This window comes from Metabacillus schmidteae (assembly GCF_903166545.1).
Classification (GTDB): Bacteria; Bacillota; Bacilli; order Bacillales; family Bacillaceae; genus Metabacillus; species Metabacillus schmidteae.
This window is the reverse complement of sequence record NZ_CAESCH010000001.1, coordinates 782,188-797,689: the sequence shown is the minus strand read 5'-3', so window position 1 is coordinate 797,689 and position 15,502 is coordinate 782,188. Positions and strand designations below refer to the sequence as shown.

The window sequence follows — 15,502 nt, the reverse complement described above, 5'->3', positions numbered from 1 at the left end:
TGCACTGTCCATTAAACCTTAGATTAATTCAAAAGTCTCTTCTATTTCAATACTCCCAACAACAGATTGGGCCATTGGACAGTTTTTACCTGCAACTACAATCGATTGGTGGATTTTCTTTTCATCTAATTTTTGCCCTTTGATTTTATAGTGGATATGTATCTTTTCAATTCTATTTGCTTTCGCTTCATTTCTTTCTACATTTGTTGTTATCGTCATATCTTCTATGTCAATTCTCTTTTTCTTTAGAATCTTCCTTAATACTCCTCCACTACACACCACAATAGATGCAACCATTAACTGGTATGGACGATATCCGTACTGTTCGTTTCCTGCCACATGAAGCTCACCAAACTCAGTTGTTGTTGTAAATCCTTCTTCTTTTTTCATTTGAAATTCCATATTATTCACCTCGGCTTTTTAGGTTATTGTATATGAAAACTGTTTTTCCATAAAGCTCTTGTTTAATTTCCTATTTCAGTATAAAGTATTACTGGCATTTGACTATATTCTTCATACGGAAATTGAGGGTTGCATGATGAATACTCACCAATTGAGATTTTGGATTTTAGTTTCAATAGTCGGCATATCTGGATTTAGCCAAGGTATGCTTTTACCACTTATAGCAGTCATTTTTGAAAACACAGGGTTGTCATCAGATCTAAACGGCTTAAATGCAACAGCACTCTATATCGGCATTTTATTAGTTTCTCCTTATATGGAGTACCCTTTAAAACGTTTTGGATACAAACCAATCATTATCCTAGGCGGACTAATTGTTGCGCTATCTCTTGCTCTGTTTCCTTTATGGCAATCTTTTTGGTTTTGGTTTTTTCTAAGGTTGCTAATCGGAATTGGTGACCATGCCTTACACTTTGCTTCACAAACATGGATTACGTCATTTTCCTCTGAAGAAAAACGTGGACGTAATATTTCTCTTTACGGTCTTTTCTTTGGTGTTGGGTTTGCAGTTGGGCCTCTTCTTGCACCATTGGTTACAATAAACAAAGCCCTTCCGTTCATTATTTCTTCAGTCCTTTGTTTTATTGGCTGGTTATTAGTATTTTTATTGAAAAATGATTTTCCTGAACAAACAATCGAAGTAAATTCGATGAAAGAGACATTTAAAAGATTTAGAAATGCATTGAAATATGGGTGGGTTGCTTTTTTACCACCATTGGGCTACGGATTTTTAGAATCTTCTCTTAATGGAAGCTTCCCTGTATACGGATTACGTATTGGCCTTGAGGTATCAAACATCTCCGTCCTCTTATTCTCTTTTGCAATAGGAGCGATTATTTTTCAACTGCCACTTGGAATTCTTAGTGACAAACTAGGCAGACGAACAGTTTTAATGTCTATTCTCTTAATTGGTTTTATAAGTTTTACAGTAGCTGGCTTTTTAGAAGAATCTCTGGTTGCTCTGACGATCTGCCTGTTTATTTCCGGAATGGTTGTAGGTTCAACATTTTCGTTGGGCATCAGCTATATGACAGATCTTATGCCTAAAAACTTACTTCCAACAGGGAATTTGTTATGCGGAATTGCATTTAGTATCGGAAGCCTAGCGGGTCCTTATCTTGGCGGACTTTTTATCGAATATACTAGTAATATTAGTTACTTTTTGATTATTAGTATAATGCTTCTTTTCATCTTTGTTGCAGTGACATTTTCAAAACCTACTAGCATACGTAATATCTCTTCTCAAAATATTTCTGGCTGACATAAGGTTACCTTTGTCAGCCTTTTTTTAATTTAGGCTAAAAATGAATTGAACATCTCACTTTATCTGTTATATAATAATACAAACAATAATATACTGTATTATAACAAAAAGGGAGATGGGAATGATGAACAGACAAGAGCGTAAGAATATGATTGAATTTATCGAAAGAATGAAGGACATTGATAAGAACTCGTTTCTTTATATGACAGATGCTGATATTGAACATATTTATAGCAGCATTTACAATGATTTAATTGAGCACGCAGAGTAAAAAAAGCTGACTAGAATTTGAATTCTAGTCAGCTTTTATCTTTAATGGTAGCCGTTTTGTCCGTTAGCGCTGCCGCTTGTTTTATGCTTCGGCTTTTGTTTAGAGTTTTGTTTATTATGGCTTCCGCCTTTTTTTGTGTGTTTTGTCATCGCAATCCCCACCTTTTAAAAAGTAAAGACATCTGTCTTCCTCTTTACTATTCCCGTGATGAGTTTTGGCTATGAACGAAAACAATTGGTAACAAATTAACGGATTGTTTTTCTTTTATATAACATTGCATTTAATTCCCCGCCTAAAATAATGATCATTCCGGATAGGTAGAACCAAATCATTAAAACAATAATTCCTCCAATGCTGCCGTATGTTGCACTATAATTAGCAAAGTTTCCTACATAATAGGAAAATGCTAACGATACGACCATCCAACCAAGTGTTGCCGCAAATGCACCAGGTAGTCCATCTTTTATATGTAATCGTTTATTGGGTGCGACAAAGTAAAGAGCCGTAAACACAATGAATAGGATGATACCACTCACAAGCCATCTAAGCGTATTCCATACCGTTAAAAATTCTTCTGAAAATCCGAAGTTAGAAAAGATAAATACCCCAATTTCCTTCCCAAACACAGGTAGTAAAAGTGCCACGATAATCACAAATACCATCCCAACCGTAAGTAAGATTGCCATTCCTCTAGCAACAATAAATGAACGGCTCTCCTCTACATCATATGCTTTATTGAAGGCACGAACAATGGCATTTATTCCATTCGATGCAGACCATAGGGTTGCAATTATACCAAAAGAGAGCAGTCCTCCATTTCGATTATTCAAAATTTCATCCAATGTAGTATTAATCAACTGCATGGATTGTCCTGGAGCAAACTCATCTATTGTATTAAGTACCTCGGTTTGTGAAATTGGAAGATACCCTAGTAGCGTGATCAGAAAGATAAGGAACGGAAATAGTGATAAAAGGAAAAAGTATGATAATTGTGCCGATAAACCTGGCACTTCATCACTTAAAAACCTTGAAACTAACTCCTTTAAAAACGATCCCTTTTTCAACAAACAATTCACCTCACGATCAATCTCGTTTTGGAATGAACCGCTCCTTTGTTTCTTGAATTAAACTCATCACTTGTGGAGTTGTTTCCTTTAACTCCTTGACTTTCTCGTTTATAAATGTAATATCCTCTGATACCTCTTGAATCGACCCTTTGACAGTTTCAAATGTTTCTTTCACTTCATTTGTCAAGAGTGCCGGATCTTCTACATACCCTTTAATTTTTGTTGATACAACTCTGCTCGTTGTCATTACATCCTCACGAGTTTTTTTGTCAAGTAATGAAATAACTCCCCCTACTAAAGCTCCCACCAACATTCCTCTTACCAGTTTATTGCTGTTTGTCATAAAACATGTCCCCCTACTTAATGTTTATGTACTTGTTTGATCTCATTTAACAAATTCACACAGCTTTTACTAACCATTTCATAAACCTCATCAAAGTTCCCTGTGTAATAAGGATCGGGTACATCAGCAACGGGAGAGTCTTCAAGGTAGTCAAGGAGCCTTTGGATTGTACCGGTTTTTTTATATCCTGCTAGACGTCTAATATTCCCTACATTTTCAGAATCCATGCCAATTAAATAGTCATATTGAGATAAGTCTTCTGCTGTTAATTGCCTCGCTTTTTGACCTTTATAAGATATGTTATAACGATCTAAAATACGACGTGTTTCTTCATGAGGTGATTTCCCTACATGCCAATTTCCTGTGCCGGCAGAGTCTATTGTTATGACGTTCTCTAAGCCTTCTTTCTTTACTAAATCTCTCATCACTGCCTCAGCCATTGGTGAACGACAGATATTTCCTAAGCATATAAATAAAACTTTTACCATGATATCCTCCTATACGTTTATCCATATTTTCTCGTATCTAAATTATAATATGTTTCAAGGAGATCATGAAGTTTTTGAATGCTCAATATCTTTTCATGTTACAATAGACAATAATTAGCTTGAAAGGATGAAAGGCATGAACCTTACTGAAAAATCGGTTGAAAATGTTGAGTTTATGATTGAACAAATTAAAGAAAAGCTAAGAGTTTTAAATTTAGGAGCCATCAAACCTTCTCACTTTGACGAAGACATGTATGAAGAGCTAAGAGATATTTACGAACATGTAATGAAACGAAACTCTTTTAGTCCAAATGAAATGCAGGCGATTGCTGAAGAGCTTGGCAACCTCCGTAAAGGATAATAAATGATTCTTACCCCTCCCCAACTTACATATGAATGTAAATAAGGAGGGGGATTTTTATGTTAACCTGGTGGTTAGGAACACTCAGTATATGTGGATTCCTCGTCGTCTCAATTGCACTTGTATTATTCGCATTAAAAAGTGCCGTAAATACAGAAGACTCCTATCGTGTTGATCCATTGCCTTCAGACGAAGAAATTGAAAAATAGCTTATTCTTTTTAGGCTGTCTCTTGAATGAGACAGCCCTTGTTCTTTCCTTAAACAAACGTTTAATTAGCTAATAGCTTCAATGATTCTCTTGTAAAAGCAGGTAAATCCTCAGGTGTACGACTTGTAACTAATTGATTTTGACATACAACAACTTCTTTATCATGGAAGTTCGCACCAGCATTTTTCAAATCAACCTGAATAGATTTATAGCCCGTAGCGTCCCGTCCATCCAATGTTTCAGCTGTAATAAGCAGCTGTGGACCATGACAAATTGCGAATACCGGTTTGTCGTCCGTCATAAACTCTTTTACAAAATTCACAAACCGATCATCTGCTCGTAAAATGTCAGGGGAGAAACCTCCTGGTATAAATAATGCATCAAATTCATTTGGCTGCACATCATCAATACCTGCATCAATTTCTACCTTTGCTTCTCCTTGTTTTCCTTCTACGGTTTTTCCCTTTTCTTTCTCAATAGTTGTCAGAGTATGACCAGCTTCTTTAAATGCTTTAGCTGGTTCGGTATACTCGGAATCCTCAAAAGAATTTGTTAACACGACAGCAATTTTTTTTGACATGCTGTTCATTCCTCCTTTATTTCTGTGTAGGCTGATTCAACTTGTTGCTCTTTAACTATTGTGGTGATGGTTGATTTCCGCTCCAGGTTGCTCGCTTTCCGTGGGGCGTGCGGTGAGCTTCCTCGGTGCAAGCACCTGCGGGATCTCACCTGTCACGCTGCTCCCACAGCAGTCTCGCACCTTCCGCTCCAATCAACCTAAGTAGTTTTTAAAACAACAATCTTTAATGAATGAGCCTTTATATACATCATCAATACCCGGACAAGCCGAGGTTAAACTTTTTGAAATTAACTTTCACTAAATTGTTTCTCTATAAAAAGGAATTTGCAGCCACATTCGTCCCATAGTGCTACAAAATGCTCCCTTTCCACTACTTAGTGTAAAAGTAGTATTGATTAGCAACAAGAAGTAGCCTCAAAAAGATTCACTTCATAAACTTTTTTATAAAAAGTAGTTCTTGTTTTCCACATCTCTAATATATTTATCATTGAAAGCGCTTTCTAACAATTGCAAGAGGGGGGAGCTAGTCATGAGATTTACGAGAGTTTTAGGATTAATTTTTGGGTTATTGATGGTTTTTGCTTTGCTTGGGGCTTGTAGTAATAATGAGGTTAAGCCACCTTCTACAACCGATACGACAACTGATAAACCCGGAACAGAAGAAGGAGATACTTCCAAGGGATCAACACCAAGAAATGAAACACTTTATGTTAATGGATTACAGTGGGGTCCACCTTCAACATTTAGCCCGTTAGGTGGGAATCCATCATTCCCAGTTGCTTACGCAAACTCAAGATCACTCGTTTATGAAAATTTGTTTATGATTAACATGCTAGATGGTGCACTGGAGCCTTTACTTGGTACAAGTTATGAATGGACAGATGATACGACTCTTCATATTGAGTTAAATCCTGATGCAAAATGGAATGACGGAGAAGCTTTTACCGCTGAAGATGTCGTGTATTCGTACGAGCTTGGAAACAAATATCCTATTTCCTGGAGTAACTTCTGGGAAGCGATTGAAAGTGTTGAAGCTGACGGTGAGAATGCCGTCAACATTCGCTTAAAGCAAGACAATCCTAATCGACTCACTGTCTTAGATAGTCTGCAGTTAGTCCCTATGATGCCAAAGCATGTGTGGGAAGCGATTGAAAAAACACATAACAATGATATAGCTGCTATTCGTGAGGAAGTAAATCCTGAGCCAGTTGGAACAGGTCCTTATAAAATGCATACATTTGACAACCAAAAAATCACGTTAATAAGAGATGATAACTATTGGGGTCAGGAGTTATTCGGAGGACTGCCGGCACCTAAATATGTAAGCCATGTTATCTATAAAGATAATGCTGCTGGTTCACTTGCGTTTAGCAAAGGTGAAGTAGATGTATCACAGCAATTTATCCCTCAAGTATGGAAGATGTGGGAAGACGGAACTCCGATTAAAACATACTTAAAAGATAAACCTTACTATTTACCAGGATCAATGCCATCGATCTTCTTTAATACAACGAAAGAAGGTCTTGATAATCCTGATGTTAGAAGAGCGATAGCTATGGCAATTGATTATGATAAGATTTCCGAATTAGCGATGAGTGGTTATTCCGGTGAAATGAAGCCATCGATTACGTTAGATACTCCTTCTGAGTCAAAATTCGTTGATCAAGAAGCGATCAAATCACTTCAATGGACAACAGACGTTGATGCTGCTAATGAATTGCTTGACAGTATCGGAGCAAAAAAAGGTGCTGACGGCATACGTGTCCTTGATGGAGTTAGACTTGGACCTTGGGAAATTGAAGCTCCATATGGTTGGTCAGATTGGAATGCATCTCTGGAAATCGTCGCCCAAAACGCTAAAGCGATCGGTATTGAAATTAGAACCAACTTCCCTGAAGCACCTGTATGGACGAATAACCGACAAACAGGAAAGTTTGATATTATCATGGATACCCCTGCCGGTGCTGTAAGCCCAAGTCAACCTTGGAACAGAGCAAGAACAATTATGTACTCTGAAGGTGTTGCTCCAATCGGTGAGATGGCGTTTTGGAACTGGGGAAGATATAAAAACGAAAGAGCAGATGAATTAATTAAAGAAATTCCGACTGTTACAGATGAAGCCAAACTAAAAGAAATGTACACAGAGCTAACTAAGATTTATTTAGAAGACGTTCCAACTATTCCACTCATGTACAGACCTTGGGTATTCCATACAGTGAACGAATCAGTGTGGGAAGGTTTTGCTACCGATGGGGATGGAAGCAATATTCCTCCGCAAATTTCAATAGACGGAGCGGGTATTAAGGATCTTTATCAAATTAAGAATAAATAGTTCCTGTATAAGAAGGAGAATTGGGGGATTTCCCCCTTTCTTCTTCAAATAAAACATTTTTAATGGGGGTGTAGAACATATATGAACGCGTATCGGAAATTTTTCTTTAAAAAGTCCCTCTGGTATTTAGTGACCTTATTTATTGCCGTAGCATTAAACTTTCTATTACCAAGACTCATCGATGGTAACCCGGTTAGTGTGATCGCAGGCCAAATGACACAAGGAATGACAGACAGTGATTCGATAAAAAAAGTGTATGATACATTTGCTGAAGAGTTCGGAATTGATAAGCCATTATGGCAGCAATTTTTTATTTATTTAGGGAATCTGATGAAGGGGGATTTAGGAACATCATTTGGTCTTTATCCAACACCAGTTACTTCCATTCTTGCATCAGCTGTACCTTGGACTTTAGCATTACAGCTGCCTGCCATTCTGGTTGGCTGGATTATCGGTAATGCACTTGGAGCTATTGCCGCTTATAAAAAAGGTGTATTCGATAAAGTACTTTTCCCAACCTTCTTATTTATTAACTCGATTCCATTTTTTATCTTAGCAATCATTATGCTGTACATCTTTGGCTTAACTCTTAATTGGTTCCCTACATCTGGTGGATATAATTATCAAATGACGCCAAACTTAAGTTTTGAATTTATCGGATCTGTGATAAGTCATCACTTCCTCCCCTTCCTATCAATTGTTTTAGTCACAATTGGTGGTCAAGCTATCGGAATGAGGGAGATGTCAATCTATGAATTAAACACAGATTATGTGCTATATAGTAAATTATTAGGAATAAAAGATTCAACGATTGCTAGATATGTATTTAAAAACGCGATGCTTCCCCAAATTACAGGTCTAGCTTTATCAATTGGTACAATGATCGGCGGATCTTTAATCACAGAAATTGTCTTTAGTTATCCCGGCATTGGAACATGGCTATTTACAGCCATTCGCCAACTGGATTACCCGCTTATCTCAGGTGCAACTCTCTTAATTGCCATTTCTGTTCTTTTAGCGAACTTTACAATTGAAATCATCTACGGCTTAGTTGATCCAAGAATTAAAGCGACACAAATGGAGGAAGAATAATATGAATAGTTCTTTTCAAATATTAATTCGCTCCCCTAAATTTCTCATTGGTGCCATTACCTTTCTTTTGATGCTTGCTTTTGTCACGATTTATCCATTAATTAATACTAGCGATCCGACAGAAATGGTGGCATTAGCGTTTCAACCTCCAAGTGCTGAATTGCTATTAGGCTCAGATAACTTTGGTAGAGACCTATTTTTGGAGCTTGTTCACGGTATTAAAACCTCCATTTTTGTAGGTTTAGTTGCCGGCTTAAGTGCAACCGTCATAGGTTTAATTATCGGATTGTCAGCAGGCTACATCGGTGGGATTGTTGATGATATTTTGACAGCGGTAACAAATATTTTCATTGTTATCCCTTCTTTTATCGTTTTAATCTTAATTTCGGTAAGCATTGACTCAAGGAGTACATTAATTACCGCAATTGTGATCGGGATTACAAGCTGGCCGTGGACAGCTCGTGCGGTAAGGGCACAAACCTCTTCCCTACGAAACAGAGACCATGTAAATATCGCTAAAATATCAGGTCACAGTACACCAAGAATTATTACTTTTGAGATTCTTCCCTATATTATGTCTTATGTTGTAATGGCATTTGTGCTGCAAACAGCATCAGGAATTCTATCAGAAGCCTCCATTTCCATGCTTGGTTTAGGACCTTATAATACGATATCCCTTGGAATTATTATGAACTGGGCTTTAACATTTGAAGCTCCTGTTTCGGGTGCATGGTGGGCGTTTATACCAGCAGCGATTTCCATTGCGATTATCACATTCTCCCTTTATTTGATGAACACAGGTATGGATGAAATCTTCAATCCTAAGATAAGGAGCTAAGATAAATGAGTAAAAATATTTTAGAAGTAAAAGATCTAAAAACCTACTATAAAACGAGATTAAAAGAGAAAGTCTTTGCTGTGGATGGCGTTGATTTTCATCTTGAGGATGGAAAAACGATCGGAATTGCCGGTGAATCAGGCTGTGGAAAGTCAACATTAGCTCTAAGTTTAATGGGATTTTATTTTCCTCCACTCCATTTTGGAAGCGGATCCATTTCCATCAATGATGTTGATATTATGAAGCTGGAAAAAGAGAAGCTTAGAAAGCAGGTATTAGGCAGGGAAATCGCATATATTCCCCAAGCAGCAATGAATGCACTAAATCCAACAATTAAAGTCATTCAATTCATCGAAGATATTATGAAAGAGCATCGCCCGGAATTATCAAAAAAACAGGTTTATGAAATGGCTGCTGAACGATTTGAGACATTAAATTTATCTTCTAAAGTGTTAAATTCGTATCCCAATGAATTATCCGGTGGTATGAAACAAAGAACGGTTATTGCGATCTCCACAATTTTAAACCCTAAGGTTCTCATTGCAGATGAACCAACCTCTGCCCTTGATGTTACGTCACAAAAAGTCGTGATCAAGCTATTAAAAGATTTATTAGATAAAAAGTTCATCCGATCATTAGTCTTTATCACACACGAACTACCATTACTTTATCATGTCACAGATGAGATCATGGTCATGTATGCAGGAGAAATTGTCGAACGCGGAAAGGCTGAAGACGTCATCTTCAATCCGATTCATCCATATACAAAAAAGCTGATGGGCTCCATCATTGTGCCTGAGTCCGGAATGAAAGAACATAAATTAGCAGCCATTCCAGGTGCACCACCGAACTTAAAAAAGAAAATACAAGGCTGCCGATTTGCAGACAGATGCTCCTACACGACCGATGAATGTAAGAGCAGCAAAGTCACTACCCAGCATGTAGGTGACCGTTTGTATCGTTGTCGAATTGACAGTGAAACATTAAAGGAGTGGTACGCAAATGAAGCCTGAACAGGAGATATTAATTAGCGGTAATAATATTACCAAAGTCTTCGGGTATGGTAAAAACAAAAATACCGCCGTTGATTCTGTCAATTTTGCCTTCCACCGCGGTGAAATTATTTCAATAGTTGGTGAAAGTGGGAGCGGAAAAACCACACTTGCTAAAATTGTTATGGGTTTATTAAAAGAAACAAGTGGAGAAATCACCTATAAAGGTCAGCCCCGCAAACTAAAAAGTCATCGTGATCGAAAAGCCTATTGGCAAGATATCCAAGCTATTTTCCAAGATCCTTTTTCATCCTTTAACTTATTTCACAAGGTTGAAAAGTTATTAAACGACTGTATAGATTTGCAAGGACTAAAGCTCTCAAAAGAAGAACGTTTCGAAAAGATGAAAGAGGCCTGTACATTCGTCAATCTTAAGTTTGAGGAATTGTATAATAAATATCCGTTTGAACTTTCCGGCGGACAAATGCAACGACTGATGATTGCGAGAATTTTTCTGCTTCACCCAAAGGTACTGCTGGCTGATGAGCCAACATCGATGGTTGATGCATGCTCCCGCTCTACCATTTTAGATATGTTACTAAAGCTAAGAGATGAAAATGATATGACGATTATTTTTATTACACATGATGTAGGATTAGCCTATTATGTAAGTGACACTCTTTACATTATGGAAAAAGGAAAAATTGTTGAGCAGGGCAATGCTGACCAGGTTCTAATAAATCCACAGCATCCATATACCCAGCAGCTCATCTCAGATGTACCGAAGCTACATGAGGAATGGAACTTGGGTTAGGCAAATAATTTTAAGCCAACTTATAATGTCTTGTCCTGAATCTAGTAACCAGCAAAAGGAAAATAAGCGGAGATTTTCCGGTTAGATGCAGAATGGAACTTGTTTAGGGGTAAATAAGGGGAGGTTTTCCGATTAAGCAAAGCAATATCTCCCTATTTTGCATTTTTCGAGTTAATAGGCGGAATCTCTCCGTCTATTTATGCTTTTTTAATAATAATTAATTAAATAAGGGGATTTTCTCCGTCTAATTACCTTATCTCCCCAACCGATTAGGCAGACCCTCTTGATCCCTCAATAAAATTGCACTAAACGTTGATAAATAAGGAAAAAGACGTATGCCAATTCATACGTCAATTCTTGTATCATTTAGTAGGAATGCACCCGAAAACGGAACCCTTTATTAACATAAGTTGGCTTTTACACCTTCTATTTCTTTAATAAAATCAATAACCCTCTTTTCATACCCTTTTGGATCAACATTAAATGCTTCTGCATGACCGGCACGTGGTACTAGGTATAGCTTTTTATTTTCCCTTTTTCGTTTAAACATATCTACAGTCATTTGCAAAGGAATAAAACGATCCTCTTTTCCGTGTATAAACAATATAGGTGTTTTGGTTTTTTCCAAGCCTTTTATAGGAGAGATTTCAGGAAAGCTCCAGCCATGTCTAAGCTTAATAATGAGGCTGACTAAATCAATAATCGGAAATAACCGTAGCTTGAAGTCCAGTTTCAGCCTTATACGTAACAGTGTTGAAAAGTCACTGAAGGCACAGTCCGCAATACAAAACTTCACACGATGATCACGTTTGCTTGCCTCCAAAGCTGAGGCCGCTCCTAGTGATTCACCTAACAACCCGATAATAACACCTTCGCCCATTCTTGAGAAAATGTAATCGATCCATGCTTTTAAGTCGTCTTTTTCATAATAACCAAATGAGGTGTATTTCCCTCCGCTTAATCCATGGAATCTATGATCACACAACAGAACACTATAGCCCCTTTTTTGGAACATTTCTACATATTTAAAACTCCCAAATAATGACCATTTTATACCATGGGCAATAATCATTACTTTCCTGCTATTTTCCACTGGAAACAGCATGCCATGGAGCTTATAACCATAATAAGATGGAATAAAAAGCTCTTCTTTTTTCTTCTCTTGAAACAAGCGATCATCTATTTCCCCTTTTTGGATGCCAAGCTTATATGTTTTTTCATAAGGTACCTTTTTTGGCGAAAGAAGCAGCCGGCTTATCAGACCAATACCAATTGAAAGTAGCAACAAAGAACCAAACACAATCCATAAGATCAAATGCCACATCAACTTCTCTTCCCTTCTAGGCTTTTTAATATTTTATTAAAAAGCCTAGAAGGTGTGAGAACTAATTATAAGTTAGACAATCAAAAAGACCCTCACACTTAGTGAAGGTCCTCGGGAGTTTATTAAATTGTCCATTGATCATGAACGACGGCAACAAGCTTCCATTCACCTGTTTGATCTTTTTCAAAGACAAGGTTTAATGCTTTCCAGTCCATATTGCCATTTTCTTCTGTTCCCTTGACGTAATATTCGACCACATGAGTATCAGGGAAAACTTCATCAATATTTTTAATTGTATTTCCCCTTGGTTCTGTTGGATTAAGTACCACTTCGTCTGCTTCAGCGTAATTAGCATCATAAATAAACTCATTGTAATATTCAATTGGTGTTAACTCAATAGGTTCTCCACTTCCATCCCGTGTGCCCCATGTCAGCTTGTCCTGGGATTTAAAAGTGTTGGCTATTTCGTCTTTCTTAACCGTGATTGCATCTTTTTCAATATGAGCGTATGGAGAGAACAACACACCTTTTTCTTGATGAACATAGTTTGTGAGTTCTTCAACATCTTTGGCTTTTATGAGGGAGATTACTTTATCAGCCGTTTCTTGTTCAAGTTCTTCCTCAGATTTTTCCTGAGTGTCTTCGTTCTTTTCTTGTTCCGGGTTTGTTTCTTTTGGCTCTTCTGCCCGTTCAGGTTGCTCTTCTGTTGTTTGTTGGCAGCCTGACATGAGAATAAGGCCAATAAGAATAAAAGCAGAAATGGTTTTTTTCATCTTAGCCCTCCTCTGTTTGTGTTGTATTGTCCATTTTGCACGACTTTTGGGAAATTTATTACCTTTTTTTTGAAAAATAGCACTGATTTCCTAAATGTTGGAGTTGTTTCAAACTAAGAAAGTCTCCTAATTACTACCTTTTTTGCTGCTAAAGTAATAAGTATGGTGCAAGGTTGATTGCAGCTCCAGGATGCTCGCTTTCCGTGGGGCGGGCGGTGAGCTTCCTCGGCGCAAGCGCCTGCGGGATCTCACCTGTCCCGCTACTCCCACAGGAGTCTCGCACCTTCCGCTTCAATCAACCTAAACATTGTTTTTCCATAGAACTTTGTTAAATACAATACCTTTTATAAACAAGTAATAAAATCCTCGCAAGGCCTTTATTTAAACCGATCCAAAATCTTATTTTTATAAAATGATGAAGCCGATGAGTTGAATGGATTTCTCTTTTTCATTAATGTCTCCACTCGTAATTGCTTTTCCCGTTTTTTCTGTTCTAAAACTTGAGTCTCTTTTAAATCATCACAGGCAAGAAGCAGGTCTTCGATGGTGCTGATTTCTTTTTTTAGTTGTTCAACATCATCAAGCATATTTGAATTTTTCAGTACTTTGTATGCTACACGTAATTCTTCAGGAATATGTGACATATCATCTAATTTCAATGGTTTTCCTTGACCGGGAAGGTTGTCAAATTCACCATCTTGAATCGCTTTTTTTATTTTATCCTCTGCAATAATTGAGAAAAGATCCATGTTTTCACTCCTTGTTTATTATTTTTGTAAAATACTAAATACTCGTTGTATTTCGTGTCCCTAAAGAGTATGATGAGAACGTATAAATAAAGAATTGAGGTTTCAAAAATGAGAATTAAAGACTGGGATACAAACCTTAAAATTCGTTTGTTTGGTGAAGCATTAATGAACATCACCTATTGGATGTTCTTTCCGTTTTTAACTATTTATTTTGCCACTGAGTTTGGTAAAGAAAAGGCTGGTCTCATTCTTATTATATCGCAGGTGTTCTCTGTTCTTGCAAACTTAATGGGTGGATACTTCGCTGATCGTTTTGGCAGAAAAACAATGATGGTCCTTGCATCGTTTGGTCAAGGAATATCATTCATTCTTTTTGCCTTCTCGAATTCTCCTTGGCTCCAATTACCACTTTTAGGTTTTATCTGTTTTACTTTTGCAGGTGTTTTCGGTGCCTTCTATTGGCCGGCCTCACAGGCAATGGTTGCTGATGTTGTGGAAGAAAAGCATCGAAGCAGTGTTTTTGCCGTCTTCTATACATCTATTAATATAGCTGTTGTCATTGGTCCTATCTTAGGAGCTATATTCTATGTTGATCATCCTTTTGAAGTATTAGTATTGTCCGGGATTGTCTGTATCATCCTTTCTCTTTTACTAGCAAAACAAACAAGAGAAACTGCCCCCGCCTACAAATCAGATGAAAATGAACAAGCAGCGAAATGGTACAGCTCGATCGTTAAACAAGTTCGAGATTATCAAATTATTTTTCGTGACAAAACATTCTTGCTCTATATCATAGCAGGAGTTCTTGTTGCTCTTACTTTTATGCAATTAGATATGATTCTACCCGTTTACATTACAGATATAATCTATCAACAAGAGTTGCTTTCAATTGGCAATTGGTCACTAACCCTTAATGGTGAGCAGGCTTTTGGTGTTATTTTATCTGAAAATGGATTCCTTGTTGCCTTATTTACTATTATCATCACAAAGTTGATGACGAAATATAAAGAAAGAAATGTATTTATCCTCTCTTCTATTGTTTATGGAATTTCTATGCTTGTTTTTGGTTTTACAGAGTCTATTTGGTTATTTATCTTTGCTATGGCGATCTTTACTCTTGCAGAGCTCATGACAGCCGGAATGCAGCAAACATTTGTGTCAAAGCTTGCTCCGGAGCATATGAGAGGGCAATATTTCGCTGCCGCGAGTCTGCGTTATACGATCGGCAGAACGATTGCACCAATTGCCATTCCAATGTCATTATGGTTTGGTTACCAAGTTACATTTATCATTTTAGGAGCATTCGCCTTCTTTAGCGGTTTTTTATATAATGTGATGTTTCAAAAGGCAGAAGCAAAAGTGAAGCAGGTTGAAGTGAGTTAAAGAGAAAATAAGTGAGTTTTCAAGAAAATTTTTTCTTCCTCAAGTCCCTCCATAGAGCGTTTTTAATATGTACGTTAAAAATCAACCCCTTTTCACAGCTTTTTATGGATGTTACAATGGCACCACAAAACTTAACATAGCTTCTGTTCCAATTTTGGAA

At 37.3% G+C, this 15,502-nt stretch carries 18 protein-coding genes; 10 read left to right on the top strand and 8 right to left on the bottom strand.

Going from position 1 to position 15,502, the window contains the following annotated elements; translation table 11 throughout:
• Nucleotides 1-18: 18 nt before the first annotated feature.
• Nucleotides 19-402, bottom strand: coding sequence for an OsmC family protein (locus HWV59_RS03830; protein ID WP_102230954.1), 384 nt, complete (start codon nucleotides 400-402; stop codon nucleotides 19-21).
• Nucleotides 403-538: 136 nt separating this feature from the next.
• On the opposite strand from HWV59_RS03830, the gene HWV59_RS03825 reads away from it, so the two are divergent.
• On the top strand, nucleotides 539-1,723 hold the full coding sequence (locus tag HWV59_RS03825) for an MFS transporter (RefSeq protein WP_102230955.1): 1,185 nt from the start codon (nucleotides 539-541) through the stop codon (nucleotides 1,721-1,723).
• A gap of 124 nt (nucleotides 1,724-1,847) precedes the next feature.
• Nucleotides 1,848-1,997, top strand: a complete 150-nt coding sequence (locus HWV59_RS03820) for a BH0509 family protein (protein ID WP_175638101.1) — start codon at nucleotides 1,848-1,850, stop codon at nucleotides 1,995-1,997.
• A 245-nt stretch (nucleotides 1,998-2,242) separates the two neighbouring features.
• On the opposite strand, the gene HWV59_RS03815 is transcribed toward HWV59_RS03820, so the two are convergent.
• Genes HWV59_RS03815 through HWV59_RS03805 form a run of 3 tightly spaced genes read right to left on the bottom strand, consistent with a single transcriptional unit; the run spans nucleotide 2,243 to nucleotide 3,895 of the window.
• Complete coding sequence (locus tag HWV59_RS03815) at nucleotides 2,243-3,061, bottom strand: YihY/virulence factor BrkB family protein (RefSeq protein WP_407941533.1); 819 nt, start codon at nucleotides 3,059-3,061, stop codon at nucleotides 2,243-2,245.
• A gap of 19 nt (nucleotides 3,062-3,080) precedes the next feature.
• Nucleotides 3,081-3,407 (bottom strand): YtxH domain-containing protein, encoded by a 327-nt coding sequence (locus tag HWV59_RS03810; protein WP_102230958.1) that lies wholly within the window; start codon nucleotides 3,405-3,407, stop codon nucleotides 3,081-3,083.
• Between the two features lie 17 nt (nucleotides 3,408-3,424).
• The gene (locus tag HWV59_RS03805) at nucleotides 3,425-3,895 is read right to left on the bottom strand and encodes a low molecular weight protein-tyrosine-phosphatase (protein WP_102230959.1); all 471 of its coding nucleotides are present in this window, start codon (nucleotides 3,893-3,895) and stop codon (nucleotides 3,425-3,427) included.
• A gap of 136 nt (nucleotides 3,896-4,031) precedes the next feature.
• On the opposite strand from HWV59_RS03805, the gene HWV59_RS03800 reads away from it, so the two are divergent.
• Both HWV59_RS03800 and HWV59_RS03795 read left to right on the top strand, forming a co-directional pair.
• Nucleotides 4,032-4,256, top strand: a complete 225-nt coding sequence (locus HWV59_RS03800; RefSeq protein WP_102230960.1) for a DUF1128 domain-containing protein — start codon at nucleotides 4,032-4,034, stop codon at nucleotides 4,254-4,256.
• Nucleotides 4,257-4,315: 59 nt separating this feature from the next.
• Nucleotides 4,316-4,465, top strand: coding sequence for a hypothetical protein (locus HWV59_RS03795; protein WP_175638100.1), 150 nt, complete (start codon nucleotides 4,316-4,318; stop codon nucleotides 4,463-4,465).
• Between the two features lie 61 nt (nucleotides 4,466-4,526).
• Here HWV59_RS03795 and HWV59_RS03790 read toward each other — a convergent pair whose 3' ends face one another.
• Nucleotides 4,527-5,045 carry a type 1 glutamine amidotransferase domain-containing protein gene (locus tag HWV59_RS03790; RefSeq protein WP_175638099.1) on the bottom strand — a complete coding sequence of 173 codons (519 nt, stop codon included), beginning with the start codon at nucleotides 5,043-5,045 and terminating at the stop codon, nucleotides 4,527-4,529.
• A 529-nt stretch (nucleotides 5,046-5,574) separates the two neighbouring features.
• On the opposite strand from HWV59_RS03790, the gene HWV59_RS03785 reads away from it, so the two are divergent.
• From HWV59_RS03785 to HWV59_RS03765, 5 genes are all read left to right on the top strand, one after another.
• Nucleotides 5,575-7,377, top strand: a complete 1,803-nt coding sequence (locus HWV59_RS03785) for an ABC transporter substrate-binding protein (RefSeq protein WP_175638098.1) — start codon at nucleotides 5,575-5,577, stop codon at nucleotides 7,375-7,377.
• Nucleotides 7,378-7,458: 81 nt separating this feature from the next.
• Nucleotides 7,459-8,469, top strand: a complete 1,011-nt coding sequence (locus tag HWV59_RS03780; protein ID WP_102230963.1) for an ABC transporter permease — start codon at nucleotides 7,459-7,461, stop codon at nucleotides 8,467-8,469.
• Between the two features lies 1 nt (nucleotide 8,470).
• Nucleotides 8,471-9,307 carry an ABC transporter permease gene (locus HWV59_RS03775; protein WP_102230964.1) on the top strand — a complete coding sequence of 279 codons (837 nt, stop codon included), beginning with the start codon at nucleotides 8,471-8,473 and terminating at the stop codon, nucleotides 9,305-9,307.
• Nucleotides 9,308-9,312: 5 nt separating this feature from the next.
• Nucleotides 9,313-10,320 (top strand): ABC transporter ATP-binding protein, encoded by a 1,008-nt coding sequence (locus tag HWV59_RS03770; RefSeq protein ID WP_175638097.1) that lies wholly within the window; start codon nucleotides 9,313-9,315, stop codon nucleotides 10,318-10,320.
• Complete coding sequence (locus HWV59_RS03765) at nucleotides 10,310-11,113, top strand: ABC transporter ATP-binding protein (RefSeq protein WP_102230966.1); 804 nt, start codon at nucleotides 10,310-10,312, stop codon at nucleotides 11,111-11,113. Before HWV59_RS03770 ends, HWV59_RS03765 begins: the two co-directional genes overlap by 11 nt.
• A 400-nt stretch (nucleotides 11,114-11,513) precedes the next feature.
• Here the strand turns inward: HWV59_RS03765 and HWV59_RS03760 are convergent, their stop codons facing one another.
• The 3 genes from HWV59_RS03760 to HWV59_RS03750 all read right to left on the bottom strand — a co-directional run bounded on the left by HWV59_RS03760 (nucleotide 11,514) and on the right by HWV59_RS03750 (nucleotide 13,959).
• Nucleotides 11,514-12,437, bottom strand: coding sequence for an alpha/beta hydrolase (locus HWV59_RS03760; protein ID WP_102230967.1), 924 nt, complete (start codon nucleotides 12,435-12,437; stop codon nucleotides 11,514-11,516).
• 122 nt (nucleotides 12,438-12,559) lie between these two features.
• Nucleotides 12,560-13,210: a hypothetical protein gene (locus tag HWV59_RS03755; RefSeq protein ID WP_102230968.1), complete on the bottom strand. Its 651-nt coding sequence runs from the start codon at nucleotides 13,208-13,210 to the stop codon at nucleotides 12,560-12,562.
• 377 nt (nucleotides 13,211-13,587) lie between these two features.
• Nucleotides 13,588-13,959, bottom strand: a complete 372-nt coding sequence (locus tag HWV59_RS03750) for a DnaJ family domain-containing protein (protein ID WP_102230969.1) — start codon at nucleotides 13,957-13,959, stop codon at nucleotides 13,588-13,590.
• 108 nt (nucleotides 13,960-14,067) lie between these two features.
• On the opposite strand from HWV59_RS03750, the gene HWV59_RS03745 reads away from it, so the two are divergent.
• Entirely contained in the window at nucleotides 14,068-15,342 is a 1,275-nt protein-coding gene (locus HWV59_RS03745) for an MDR family MFS transporter (protein ID WP_102230970.1), read from the top strand.
• Nucleotides 15,343-15,502 lie beyond the last annotated feature (160 nt).